General features: G+C 37.5%; 11 protein-coding genes. 2 read left to right on the top strand and 9 right to left on the bottom strand.

The window, feature by feature from the left end; all coding sequences use genetic code 11:
* Positions 1-278: 278 nt before the first annotated feature.
* The 3 genes from J2746_RS11445 to J2746_RS11455 form a co-directional block, all read right to left on the bottom strand.
* Entirely contained in the window at positions 279-452 is a 174-nt protein-coding gene (locus tag J2746_RS11445; protein ID WP_209620883.1) for a hypothetical protein, read from the bottom strand.
* A gap of 132 nt (positions 453-584) precedes the next feature.
* Positions 585-821 (bottom strand): peptidyl-tRNA hydrolase, encoded by a 237-nt coding sequence (locus J2746_RS11450; protein ID WP_209621051.1) that lies wholly within the window; start codon positions 819-821, stop codon positions 585-587.
* A 9-nt stretch (positions 822-830) separates the two neighbouring features.
* Positions 831-2,129 carry an ATP-binding protein gene (locus tag J2746_RS11455; protein WP_209620886.1) on the bottom strand — a complete coding sequence of 433 codons (1,299 nt, stop codon included), beginning with the start codon at positions 2,127-2,129 and terminating at the stop codon, positions 831-833.
* A gap of 72 nt (positions 2,130-2,201) precedes the next feature.
* On the opposite strand from J2746_RS11455, the gene J2746_RS11460 reads away from it, so the two are divergent.
* Positions 2,202-2,966, top strand: coding sequence for a hypothetical protein (locus tag J2746_RS11460; protein ID WP_483414101.1), 765 nt, complete (start codon positions 2,202-2,204; stop codon positions 2,964-2,966).
* A gap of 525 nt (positions 2,967-3,491) precedes the next feature.
* Positions 3,492-4,808, top strand: a complete 1,317-nt coding sequence (locus J2746_RS11465) for a Fic family protein (RefSeq protein WP_209620894.1) — start codon at positions 3,492-3,494, stop codon at positions 4,806-4,808.
* A 212-nt stretch (positions 4,809-5,020) separates the two neighbouring features.
* Here the strand turns inward: J2746_RS11465 and pth2 are convergent, their stop codons facing one another.
* From pth2 to J2746_RS11495, 6 genes are all read right to left on the bottom strand, one after another.
* Complete coding sequence (pth2, locus tag J2746_RS11470) at positions 5,021-5,398, bottom strand: aminoacyl-tRNA hydrolase (RefSeq protein WP_209620910.1); 378 nt, start codon at positions 5,396-5,398, stop codon at positions 5,021-5,023.
* Between the two features lie 15 nt (positions 5,399-5,413).
* Complete coding sequence (locus J2746_RS11475) at positions 5,414-6,523, bottom strand: DNA topoisomerase IV subunit A (protein WP_209620913.1); 1,110 nt, start codon at positions 6,521-6,523, stop codon at positions 5,414-5,416.
* 5 nt (positions 6,524-6,528) lie between these two features.
* Complete coding sequence (locus J2746_RS11480; protein WP_209620916.1) at positions 6,529-8,394, bottom strand: DNA topoisomerase VI subunit B; 1,866 nt, start codon at positions 8,392-8,394, stop codon at positions 6,529-6,531.
* Positions 8,395-9,031: 637 nt separating this feature from the next.
* Positions 9,032-9,286 (bottom strand): zinc ribbon domain-containing protein, encoded by a 255-nt coding sequence (locus J2746_RS11485; protein WP_425342652.1) that lies wholly within the window; start codon positions 9,284-9,286, stop codon positions 9,032-9,034.
* Between the two features lie 105 nt (positions 9,287-9,391).
* Positions 9,392-11,110: a thiamine pyrophosphate-binding protein gene (locus J2746_RS11490; RefSeq protein ID WP_209620919.1), complete on the bottom strand. Its 1,719-nt coding sequence runs from the start codon at positions 11,108-11,110 to the stop codon at positions 9,392-9,394.
* Between the two features lie 369 nt (positions 11,111-11,479).
* Complete coding sequence (locus tag J2746_RS11495; protein ID WP_209620922.1) at positions 11,480-12,814, bottom strand: RNA-guided endonuclease InsQ/TnpB family protein; 1,335 nt, start codon at positions 12,812-12,814, stop codon at positions 11,480-11,482.
* Positions 12,815-12,927: the final 113 nt, after the last annotated feature.

Consider the following 12,927-nt stretch of genomic DNA (forward strand, 5'->3'; position numbering starts at 1 on the left):
AATCATTCCCAACAGAATGATAACGAAATGAGACTTACACTCGTAGGAAGCTCCTTCCTCGACAGCCGAAGGCTGGCAGGGAGGAGGAGTTCACCATATTCCATAGTGAAAGAATGAGATAGAAAAACAAGCATTGTTAGAGATTAGAAAATCATTTCCATATTGCACAAGTGTTGCATTATACATTTCAACGCCTCCAATAAGAACGGATCTTTGAGATCATTCCGGAGAAATGAAAAAACAGGAGATTCCAAAGGCCCTAGTAAAACATTAAGCGTTCATTCATCCAGGATCAGCTCTGGAGATGAGAACTTATTTTTTATTTTGCTGATAGTGTTTTGTAAGAATGATCTTTCAGGTTTGCAATCGTTTGGATCCACACCGAGTTTATCAGCCCAGTTCAGTATTTCAGGGAACATAAGACTCTTCTTTTCTAAAGAAGTGTGTGTCATAGGCATTGCCAACCCTTTTAGAGAAAAAAGTATGATAAGAATCAATAGTCTCTTCTGCATAACTAAAACAACACAACTATCCTGCCAAAGGCGGCACATCCCATAACAATTACCGCAAACAGAATTAACTGCTCATGAGAATAAACTCAGTTTCTTTGTTAATTTATCGATGTCTTCACTTTTCATAGGAAAGAAACCCAATGCTGTAATTGTCCCTGGTTCGACTTCTGTCCTTCCAGCATCGCGTATAAGTTCACAGATATATCCTTCATCAATGGCTTTGTCTCTGAAATTCAATAATTTGGTTCGATTCTTGATCTTCAGAACAACTTTCTTTTGTTGTTTTCCATCATCGAACCATTCTTTAATATCATCATTTCAAAGACTGGAAGTCTCTTCTTCAAGTAACCATTTCCATACAGGTTTGATCAAAATCTTCCTTCCATCTATCTCAATCATATCTGAAATATCCCTTGTGAGTATGAGTCCTTCCTGCAGGTCATGAGCTTTCATTGCTTCAAGTAATCCTTCAAGCTCACGTTTTCTGTTATCAGGGTTCAACTCTTTTGTAACCTGGATGGCACCGGTTATCCTTTGCTTCGTCTTTATCAGGAAATCACATTCATACGTTCCTTTGTGATAATATACTTCACTCTGTCTTCTCACAAGTTCTATGAACACCAGGTTCTCAAGCAGCCTGCCATAGTTCTCTGAGAACCTGAATGATACAGCATTTATCATACCTGTATCAAGGCAGTAGATCTTCTTTGGGTTTGCAAGTTGTTTCCTGAGAGAATAATCGAACTTATTGATGGAATATAAAAGATATGAGTCCTCTGCATAACCCAGGTACTCTTTAACAGTGTCTGCCGATATTTCAAGGGCATTTGCCATGCTGTTATAGGAAAAAGGTTTTCCTACATTTGAGATGATGAAATACAGCAGGTTAATTACATCCCTGTTGTTCCTCAGCTTATGAGGAAAGATGATGTCCTTCAGGTATATGGTCTCATAATAGTTCTTCAGAAGCTCTTCTTTTATGTCTGTATCCTCTTCCAGAGATATCCTGGGGAAAGAGCCATGCCTGAGATATTCCTCAAACTCAAGTCTTTTCTCTGCAGATGTCGGCCTTTTGAGCCCCTTGAAATCCAGTTGCTCCCTAAAGGTTAATGGATAGACCGTTAATGCAAGGTATCTTCCTGAGAGGCGTGTGATGGTCTTCTTTTCAAGCAGGGATGATGTGGAACCTGTCAATATAAACTTCAGGCGCTTGTCAGTATCATACAACGTTTTAAGTGTCTGGGTCCAGTACTTGAAGTTCTGGACCTCATCAAGGAAGATGAAGTATCTTTCTTTTTTCGTAGCTGCAATGTGGTCTTCAATAATGCCTGAAAGCAGATCTGCACGTTCTGCCTGGCTCTGGAAAACAGGCTCATCAAGGTTCATGTACAGTACCGATTCCATTTCATCTTCAGGCAGTTCAAGACTGCGTATGAGCTGGTATATGAGAGTCGATTTGCCGGTTCTTCTTGCACCGAGTATGAGTAATATCTCTTCCGTATTCAAATATTTGGATAAGCGTGGATAGTACTGAAGGCGGGGTATACCTGTACTGTAAGTTTTTCCGAACCACCATGGATTCTGCTTTTCCAGTACGTCTTCTATCAGCTGTTCCATGATTACATACTTGCTTTCAAATTAAATAAAATTACCGATTATAATCGACAATTCTACTTAATATCCTCTATTATACTCGATGATCTTGAGTACAATGGCACTCTTTCACAAGTCACTAAAGGGAACATTTCATCGGCTTACGACTACGACCAGCGCTATAGGGTTCTGAGTGAAACGGTGATATTTGGTACAACCGACTACACAACGTCCTACGAGTACGACAGCAAGGACAGGCCGACAGGTATCACCTATCCCGATGGCAACAGTGCCAACCTGAGCTACAATACCCAGACCCTGCTGGAGAGTGTTGAGGGCGTAGTGGACAACCTTGACTACAATGCAAGGAACCAGATCACCACAAAGGAGCTTTCAAATGGAGTGAACACCAGCTATAGCTATGATTCTGAAAAGCTTTTGCTGAACAGGATATACACTGCAACCCTGCAGGACCTTAACTATGATTTCGACAATGTAGGAAACATCCTTGAGATCGAAGATAATGTGCTCAATTCCGTGAAGACATACGGATACGATGACCTTGACAGGTTGACCAGCGCGGATGTATCGATCAACAGCACCCCGACATACCAAAGAGACTTTATCTATGACCAGTATGGTTCGATAAGGCAAGTTAACGGGAACTATGTCACGATCTCTTCATACAGCTATAACCTGACACCTTTCCATGCCCCTGACACGTATAACGGAAACATTCTGGATTACGATGCCAACGGGAATTTGGTTGAGGATGAAGATTTCATTTACACTTACAACGATGCTAACCAACTATCTGAGGTTCGCTATTCTGGAAATAATTCTCTTGTAGAGAAATACTGATACGATACCAACGGCCAGAGAGTCAAGAAACAGAACTCTAATGGTGAGTTTAGCTACTATGTAAATCATTTCTATGAGATTGAGAAGGGCACTGCCACCAGTTACTTCTTCCGCGACGACGAGCGCATAGCCAAGCAGACGGATGAAGGCATGGAGTGGTATCTGTCAGATCATCTGGGTAGTACAACTCTCCTGATTAACGAAAGTGGTCTTCAGGTTGAAAGTGCTCTGTTTTCAACCTTATTTCTAATTTGTATTTTGAAATTATTCTGACATAAAATGTGGAATACAGAAGAAAACAAAAGGTCTATAGAATAATCAAAAGAAAAACAATAAGATAAAACAGTAATAGCTTCGACATCTACTAAGCAAATATTAATTATTGGTATCTGTTAATATCTATCAAATTAATAGTTTTTTCACATACATACTGAACTATTGGTATCTGTTAAAAACTATCAAATTAATAGATATCATTATTAAGTATTAAGTCATAGAATATGAAAAAATATAAATATTGATAATATGAAGAAAATCTCTGATGTGCCCATACTAGGTTCTGAAGAAAGAAATGAAGCTATGAAGTATTTCCACGATTCCGAAGTAATAAAATTCGTTGTTGACTATAACAGACGTTATCTTCATTGGGAAGAGGTTAAAAATAGAAAAAAAAAGATTCCAATAAAACCACTTTATTTATGGTATTTAATGAAGTTTTTTAGAACTATAGAAAGCCCTTTAATTGTTAATTTTGGCCCATATTCTTTTTCTTATACAATACTTGAAGATTTTCAAGAGAAATTACATATCCTTGACAAAGGTGCAGCAGGAAATCTTTCAAGCACCATAGATGCCATATCCGACACTCGTGATAAATATATACTGAATTCCCTTATGGAAGAAGCCATTGCGTCCAGTCAAATAGAAGGAGCAACTCCCTCACGTAGAGTTGCCAAAGAAATGTTAAGGCAAAAAAGAAAGCCAACAAATAAAGATGAAAAGATGATCCTCAATAATTATAACACTATGAGATACGTGTTAGAAATAAAAAATGAGGAAATGACACCTGAACTCCTTCTCAAAATTCAAAAGATGATGACTGAAGACACCCTCGAAAATCCTGATGATGAAGGGGTTTATAGGGACAATGATGATATTAGAGTTTTCGATAATGATGGCGAAGTATTGCATATTCCGCCAAAGAAAGAAGAAATATCTGCACTAATAAACGAATTATGTAACTTTGCAAATGAAGACAGCAAAACATTTATCCATCCTGTAATTAAAGGAATTTTCCTTCACTATTTACTGAATTACATTCACCCATTTAATGATGGAAATGGAAGGACAGGTAGAAGTCTTTTTTATTGGTATGTACTAAAGAACGATTATTGGCTTTTTGAATATATGTCAGTGTCACGCCTTATTTACAAAAAGAGAAGACAATACAAATTGGCTTATCAATACTCTGAATCTGATTTTTTTTGGGATAAAGAAAAAGAGATTGGCGACTTGACATATTTTATCAAATTCAACTTAACTGCTATAATAGAATCATTACATGAAATTCAAAACTATCTTGATAAGAAACAAAAAGAGCAGTATCAAGCATTGAAAGGCATAAAAGAGTCAGATAAACTGAACATCAGGCAACGCGATATAATGAAACAATTTATCAAGTACCCACAAAAAACTCTGACAATAAAAGAGGTAATGAACACACAAGGTGTATCTTATGCTACTGCACGGAGCGATTTATTTAATTTAGAAGAAATTGGTCACCTTCAAAAACAAAAACTTGGGAAAGAGTTTGTCTTCATTTTAATGCACAATGATGTCTAAAGCTGACACAGGTAAATATAACGAAGCAATATATCTTACTCTTTTATTATGTGTCTTTATTTCCAGTCGAGCATTGTAAGTTTAGTAGTTTTTTGTTTTTATTGGAAACCTATAAAGCTCTTTGCTAATTAAAACAGTACAGCCACCCGCCGCAGGCGGCACTATCCATAATAATTACCGCAAACAGAACTGACTACTTTCAAGTAGAATTTTCATGAGAATAAACTCAGTTTCTTTGTTAATTTATCGATATCTTCACTTTTCATAGGGAAAAAACCCAATGCTGTAATTGTCCCGGGTTCCACTTCCGTCCTTCCAGCATCGCGTATAAGTTCACAGATATATCCTTCATCAATGGCTTTGTCTCTGAAGTTCAATAATTTGTTTCGGTTCTTGATCTTCAGAACAACTTTCTTTTGTTGTTTTCCATCATCGAACCATTCTTTAATATCATCAAGAAGGTCCAGATTTTTGAGGATCGGAGTTATGGATGCATGAGCAACCTGAACTCCAAGCTTTCCTGGAGACATTTCAACATCTTCAGGTATTACTATTACTTGTTTATATTCCCACATATTCTCAACTTTCATTTCTAAATAGAGTAATTATATTACTCCCAATTCTGTCAGTCTATCAGGCAAATATACATCTGTCACATAATCCAAACCTTTTCCTGCAAAAGCCTGTTGTTCTGCTTTTTTATTAATCTCAAGCTGCAATCTTATTTGTTTTTCCCAGTAATTGCTTTGAAACCGGGGATCTATTAGTTCACTTCTCAAAGCTTCTATGTCTTTTTCTTTTAACTTATCAGTAGAAAGATCATAATCTACAATATCCGATGGTTGAACACCAACAAACTTGCTACCCGGAATTGCTAGATCTTCTGACAAATGAGCAGTTTTAATCGCTCCATAAGCAATCGTGGAAAAAATACGATAAGACCATGGATCGGCATCTGTAAAAACGGCAATCGGCAGATCAAACCTCTCGTTCATCTTTTTCATAAGGACACGTGTTGAACGTGAAGGTTGACCTTTGAGATGTACAAGAACGGCATCATATTTTTGGTCAAAACCATTCTCTATGAGTCTGGCATACATGCCACCAGTTTCAACAGCTAGTATAAACTTTGCATCGGACTCTAATAACTCGAGATTCTCCACATTAAAAGGTATTGTATAACCACTTTGTCCGATATCTTCCTGACAATGAACTATATGATCTCCTCGCCTTGTTGTTTCTCGTAAACGAATCGGTCCTAACATGGTAGCACCATCTTCCTCTGGACGTACATGGAAATATTCTCTTTGCAAACCACATATTATCTCAAAATCCTCTATCGCACGGTCACTTTCATGTTGATCCTTGAATTTTGCTATATCCCATCCCTCTGAGATATAATATAATTCCCTCAAAGTCGAACCTTTGTTTTGTTTCAAATGATTATTTTGGAGAAAATTCGCAAGCTCAGATCTCTGCAGCAACTTTAAAGCACCCTTTTTAGATTTTGCACTGGTTTTAGTTTTTCTGTCACCGTAAGTCCAAACGTCGGTGTCCTCATTGTGTATTATATTATTCCTAGAGCGACTTGGGAGTGTTAAACTTGGCTCATATCCATTTTCCATCTGTTCATAGAGTTTATTTGCAAAATCTAACAGGCGGTCTGTTGCAACTTTATCGTCCTCTTTTCTATAATTATTAAATTTATTGTTCATGAATTTCACCCGTGTATAGCTATTGCTCCATTAAAAAAACTTTCATCAAGACCTTCTACAATTATTTCTGGTAATGATTCAATCTCTACTTCGTCTAAAGTTTCAACAAAATAGCTAATGACTTTCGACGAGCCTGCTGAAACACTTATGTCCCATGTATAGTCATATTCTAGTCCAATATCTTTAACCAGAGGCTCTGGATCAGCATTTAATATCTCAAAAGGAACTACATCATGTATGCTAAATTGTTGCTTTTTATGTGAAAAATTACTGATATTGATAGAAATATTAGCAAAACCATTTTCCTTCAATTCCACAACTCTCTCAAACAACAAGTTTTCCATGACTCTTGCAACTACAGGAGTTATATTGGGAACTTCTTTATCGACCATCTGTGACACATTCTTTGCTATTCGAGGAAGAATTTTAGAGACTATAATCTTCTTCTCATTTTTTGTTTTTATTTTATCTAGAGTTTTTTTATGATCAGCCACTTTCTTCGCAACCTCTTTTATTGCCCTTTGAATCTCGGCCCTAATTTCAGGAATATCCGCGATAGCATCTTTTGATTCTGAAGTGAAGGGTATATTCGTTGAAGCAACATGCACTAGTATCACTAGTGGACCGGTTGGTAGATATCCAATACGATGACTGATACCATAATATGTCCAGTTGACAGACTTTATTGCTTCTGTTATCAAACATCCACCCTGTTGATACAAAAGAGGGACTTTGTTCGCAAAGCGCATGACACTGATTGTGTCATCATTTTTCAAATCACCACCATATCCAATACCAACCTCAATAAGGAAAGTATTCCCAGAATGTACTTGAGGGGGCCTGGTGGTGGTAGCTATGTGATCAACATTAAACTCCTTTTTGAGACCTTCTTTCATAAGGTCTTGACCAATAGGGGACAAGCAATAAGTCGGTGCGGACATCAGTTTTACTTTTGAAAAGGCATCGAGAAGTCTATTTGTTTGATCCCTGTCAATTATATGGGGATCCAGTTCAGGATTGACATCAGCTTTTTCACAAATCTCTTCAGCAGCAAGACGTCCAATCTTTGCAAAAGAATCAATCAGAAATGTTAATATTTTTTGTCTGCAGGTACTTTTAGCCATTTTCATGAGAGTACCAATTTCGATTCCATGGGGATGAGGTAATACCTCTTTTGCAGGAATTGGAAGTATTTCAGTTGCTCTTTCGAATACGACTGTTTCACCACTTGGTTCAGTGAGTGATATTCGAGCATGGGGATTAACAATTGCAGACGCTTTTAGATATTCATAGACGGACTGTTTTCTACCACTTACGTAGGAGGCTTTCATTTCCATTTCGATACCTGTTCCATGTGGACGATACCAATCAATTTCTTCGTGCTTGAGAATTTCTGGTTCGTTTGTGTTGGTATTTATCATCAATTCAAAATAGTGTGCAGGTTTTCCAGGGCCGGTTTTTGATATTATTTTCGTACTGGCACCAGAGCTAAGCTGCGAATAGAGAACAGCTGCAGATATCCCAATTCCTTGTTGTCCACGACTCTGTTTTAAATGATGGAACTTTGAACCATACAATAATATAGCAAATACTTTAGGAATTTGTTCTTTGGTAATACCTGGTCCATTATCCTCAATAGTAATGATGACATTATATTTACTAGACTTTTTAACCATTATACTTATTTCAGGAAGTATCCCTGCATCTTCACAAGCATCAAGCGAGTTATCCACGCCTTCTTTAATGGTTGTGTTCAAACATCTTGGTTTAGAGTCAAAACCTAATATATGTCTGTTTTTTTCAAAGAACTCTGCTACACTTATTGCCTTTTGTTCTTTGGCAAGTTCTTCTGCGATTTCGTTTTGTTTCATGTTTTCACTTAGGTGTTTTATTTATAATGATTCCATTGATGGTACTTTTCTCTGCAATATTTTACAGTAGAATTTGCCACGCCCAACTACTATATAATATTATTGTATATTATGCACAAAATATTTTATATTCAATGAGAAGCTTCTCATTGAAAAACTAAAATAATTCTCTTGAATGTGATATTGCATCATTTACTAAGTTTGTTAAAAAATATATTAAGTTGTAAAAAATCAATAAAATAACATAATACTTTGTCCATTTGACATAATTAAGCGGGCAAGTGTAGTTAGAAAACTAGGCATTTTATCACATTTACTGAAAGAATTCATACACCTTTTCCAGTTCGAAGAACTAGAACTCCCATTAAATCTTTGATTTAATATGAGTTTGAAAACGGCGGTCTTCTTACTCCAACGCAATAAAGGCTATGTGATGCACCAAAAACATAACTATTGTATACTTACTATGCAGTAAGTTACTGTATGGTAACATTTTATGGCCGCGTCAACTACCACCCTATTTATAGGTTGGTAGTTGACTAGAATTAGTTCATTAATGATTAAAGTCGATTGTTCATAGAGCATACAAAAGCGTACACTTTTTTCGTGTATATATCTCCTAGTGAACTACCACTGGTTAAAACCAGTGGCTTCTTGCTTCATTCCTCTGACCAACGCCAGTAAGTCCACAAGCTCTTTCCATAGTTCCTACGGTGTTTAAGTTATTCAAAGCAATTATTTTAATGTTGATAGCAGCATTTAAATCCCTATCATGTAATGTCTTGCATGTTGGACATTCCCATTCTCTTGTCTTAAGAGTTAAATGGTTTTGTAGAAATCCTATTGAAATCAATAGCAATAGGTTGAAATTAGGAAATATATTCAATAGCATATAGTACTTTATGAATTATTGTTAATTTCGACTTCCATTAGAATACCAAGGATTTCTACAGAGCCGGGGTTTTAAAGTTTCTGTCTGCACATTCCGGTTTCAATATTATGCTGAACTTCCTTTTATATAAGGCCCGAGAATCATATCCTTGTAAGCCCCACCTGCCGGAACCTTTGGATAAAGAACTTCTTCCCTGTCAGTGCAAATCTCAAGGAAACATGGTCCTTCTGAGTGCAGGAAAGCCTCCATTCCGTCTTTCAAATCTGCTCTTTTAATAATTCTTTCTGCAAAAGCAAAACCGAAGGACTCTGCAATTTCTGCAAAATGAACATCCTTTGGCCTCTGAGTTCCTGTTCTGATACCTTCATATGCAACATCCTGCAGGTTCATGACCATTCCATCACTCCTGTTATTCAGCATGAGTATCTTGATCGGCAGGTTGAAAGATGCGATTGTATGCAGTTCTCCAAGGTTCATCCGCAGACTACCGTCTCCGTCTATGGCTATAACTCTTGCATCGGGATTTGCAAAGTGAACGCCAATAGATGTTGGCACAGAAAAACCCATTGTGCCAAAGGAACCTGATGTCATGAAGGATTTTGGCTTTTGCATTGGCATATATTGCGCTGCAAGCATCTGATGGTTGCCGACACCTGTGGTTATTCTGGTATTGCTATCAACATAGTTTGACAACAGGGACATAACCTCAGCAGACTGGATATGTTTGGACTGCCGGTTATAATCCAGTGGCCAGGACCTCTTCAGGAATCTGGCACGTTCCTGCCATTCATGGATATTCAATTCGATGTTGTGCTTTTTAGCATAGTTCAGCAGGTCCATAATAGCCGTTGCAGCATCTCCTATAAAGGAGAATTTAGGTCCTCTTTCGATCTTTATCTGGTGCATTTTCTCGGGATTGATATCAATATAGGCAATATCTGTGCCTATGGCAAACCCGACCTTCTCCGCAACCCTGTCATCCCAGCGAACACCGATAGCAAAGAAAAAATCATTTTCCTGTATCAGCATGTTGGCATAGGGTGTACCGAACATCCCCAGCATTCCGAGGTTGAGGTCATCTCGGCTGTCCAGAACACCTTTTGCCATGAGAGTGTTGACCGAGGGTATCCTGAAGTAGTTATTGAACTCCCTGATAGCATGACTTCCGGCTTCAGAATTGAGACCGCCTCCAAGATAAAGAAGTGGTCTTTTTGAGTTAAGGAACAGTCGGAAGAATTCCTCGCATTGTTCCTCACAGAGATGCCTGTCGTCGTGGTAACTTTCCTCGAATCTCATTACATTCATGCCCTGGTATTCATGCATCTTCTGCTGTTTATCCAGCGGGATATCTATGACAACAGGCCCGGGTTTTCCGGATTTTGCAAAGTAGTAGGCATCCTTGATCATTGCTTCAAGGTCATCATCGTTTGAAACCAGCATGACCTTCTTGGCAGCTTCCCCGAAGATGCCCTGTACATTGACATGCTGGAATGAGTCGGTACCTATCTTATGCTCAGGGACCTGCCCTGCAAAGACAAGCAGAGGAATGCTGTCACCATAGGCATCCGCGACACTTGTGAGTGTGTTGGTTATCGCAGGTCCAGATGTGACTATGGCAACACCGACCTCGCCTGATGACCGGGAATAACCGGCGGCACTGAAGGCTGCCGACTGCTCGTTGGAGTTGATGACTATCTCGATATCACTCTTTTCGAGGGCATGGAATACCGGGAGTATTGCAGCTCCTGTGTAACCGAATATTTGTTTGACCCCGAGGTCTTCCAGACTTTTAACTAATATTTCTGCTCCATTCATTTCTTCCATTGTAATTCTCCGTGAAAGAAACGATTCCGGCACAGGATACACTAATCAGTAAAGTAACCAAAAAACAGCGCACTTGAGCCAGAAAAGTTTCAATTGTCATGCTCAAGCGTTTAGCACTACCACTACTACAGACACGGATACTAAGCTCACAGTCTGAATTGTGGTAGGATTTTGCATTAAATTAGGATTGGATTAGGTGATATTTAAGAGTATTGTTTAAGTTGATCAACAGCATCAATAATAGAAATATCCATGCAGACAAGGTTAAGTTCCAGCAAATCCTGTATAACCTTCTTAGCAATGCTAGTGAACTACCCCTCCCTGCCAGCCTTCGGCTGTCGAGGAAGGAGCTTCCTACGAGTGTAAGTCTCATTTCGTAATCATTCTGTTGGGAATGATTCCGATCAACAAACCTGTTTGTCGTAGATTATCAATCATTGATTGATAGCTTGTCCACAAAGCATTATGTTTGAAATACCTTAAGAGAATGTTCACGCTACTATTCATATCTCTGTCAAGAATATTACCACAATAATCACATTCATAAGTTCTGTCATTAAGTGACATATTCTTGATAGCTCCACAAATACAACATTTCTTCGAGGTATAAGATTCATCAATTCTTATTACTCTCTTACCTAAACTTTCAGCTTTGTAGGTTAAGAATTGAGCAAATCGTCCTATATATCCTGAATTATGAGTACCACGATTGGTACTCCTATCTTTTTTACTTGCTTTAGGCTTCTTTGAAGCCATTTGTTTGACATCAAGTTTACCAATAATGATGGTATTGGCATTCGTACTATCAACTATATTTCGAGTAATTTTATGCTGGTTATCTTTCAACTGATTAGATGATTTCCTTTTCATTCTGACTAAATTCTTATTCAGTTGTTTCCATTTCCTGCTTTTATTCTTACAATGATCTCTTCGAGATTGGATTGACTGGATCTTAGGTTCCCAATACTTTTCTGGTCTTCTATTCTTCAATTCCTTGAATTTGCCATCAGAATCAACCATTGTTTGTTTTGAACTACCAATATCAATCGCAAGATAACTATTATTATCATAATGTTTTACTGCAGGAACTTCATAAGTAATTGAGATGTAAAATTCTTTGTCTTTCTGATAGATATTTACCTGATCAATATCAGTAGCTTTACTAAATATTTGTTTTTCAAGCAGAATAGCTGGAAGTTCAAATCTCAAAGGTATTCCAGAAGGATGTTTGTGTGAGAGATCAATGTAGATTTTGTCTTGTTGCGAATACTTAATTTCTGGTTTATGAATTCGAGTATCCATTGATTTACTTACAAGAACATTATCATTGGAAGCAGTGATACTAAATCCGGATTGATTGTAGATCATCGTAGTGAAATACTTTTTACCTTTGAATCCAGGAGGTCTTGCGTTAATATCTTTGTTCTTTCTCAAGTTGAAAAAAGACTTATAATCGTTGTCAAGACATTTCAAACATCCTTGTAGTACTTTGGAATATACTATATTATAATCAGGAAACCTTTGCTTAATTTCAGGCAACTTATTTTGTTGCATGATATAATTGATTTTAGTTTTATTTCGATATGCATCCTGACGTTCTTTCAAACTAAAATTGTAAATAAGCCTACATTTCTCCGATAGATCCCATAGAACAGATTCCTGTTCTGGAGTAGACTGTATTTTAATTGGTAATGTCAATTGCATAAAAAATACCTGATTTATATTATGATTTAAGATTATTTAATTGTTAGTGTTTGATACTGTTTTTTGATTGGTTTATGACGCTTTCATCCCCTACCTGTCGCTACGTTCCGAGG

The sequence above is a fragment of the Methanolobus bombayensis genome (assembly GCF_017873415.1).
GTDB classification, from domain to species: Archaea; Halobacteriota; Methanosarcinia; order Methanosarcinales; family Methanosarcinaceae; genus Methanolobus; species Methanolobus bombayensis.

Excerpts from the sequence above, each read along its gene's own strand:
- J2746_RS11475 (WP_209620913.1), bottom strand. The coding sequence starts at position 6,523 with ATGAACAATAAATTTAATAATTATAGAAAAGAGGACGATAAAGTTGCA.
- J2746_RS11445 (WP_209620883.1), bottom strand. The coding sequence starts at position 452 with ATGACACACACTTCTTTAGAAAAGAAGAGTCTTATGTTCCCTGAAATA.
- J2746_RS11455 (WP_209620886.1), bottom strand. The coding sequence starts at position 2,129 with ATGGAACAGCTGATAGAAGACGTACTGGAAAAGCAGAATCCATGGTGG.
- J2746_RS11485 (WP_425342652.1), bottom strand. The coding sequence starts at position 9,286 with ATGCTATTGAATATATTTCCTAATTTCAACCTATTGCTATTGATTTCA.
- pth2 (WP_209620910.1), bottom strand. The coding sequence starts at position 5,398 with ATGAAAGTTGAGAATATGTGGGAATATAAACAAGTAATAGTAATACCT.
- J2746_RS11465 (WP_209620894.1), top strand. The coding sequence starts at position 3,492 with ATGAAGAAAATCTCTGATGTGCCCATACTAGGTTCTGAAGAAAGAAAT.
- J2746_RS11480 (WP_209620916.1), bottom strand. The coding sequence starts at position 8,394 with ATGAAACAAAACGAAATCGCAGAAGAACTTGCCAAAGAACAAAAGGCA.
- J2746_RS11495 (WP_209620922.1), bottom strand. The coding sequence starts at position 12,814 with ATGCAATTGACATTACCAATTAAAATACAGTCTACTCCAGAACAGGAA.
- J2746_RS11490 (WP_209620919.1), bottom strand. The coding sequence starts at position 11,110 with ATGGAAGAAATGAATGGAGCAGAAATATTAGTTAAAAGTCTGGAAGAC.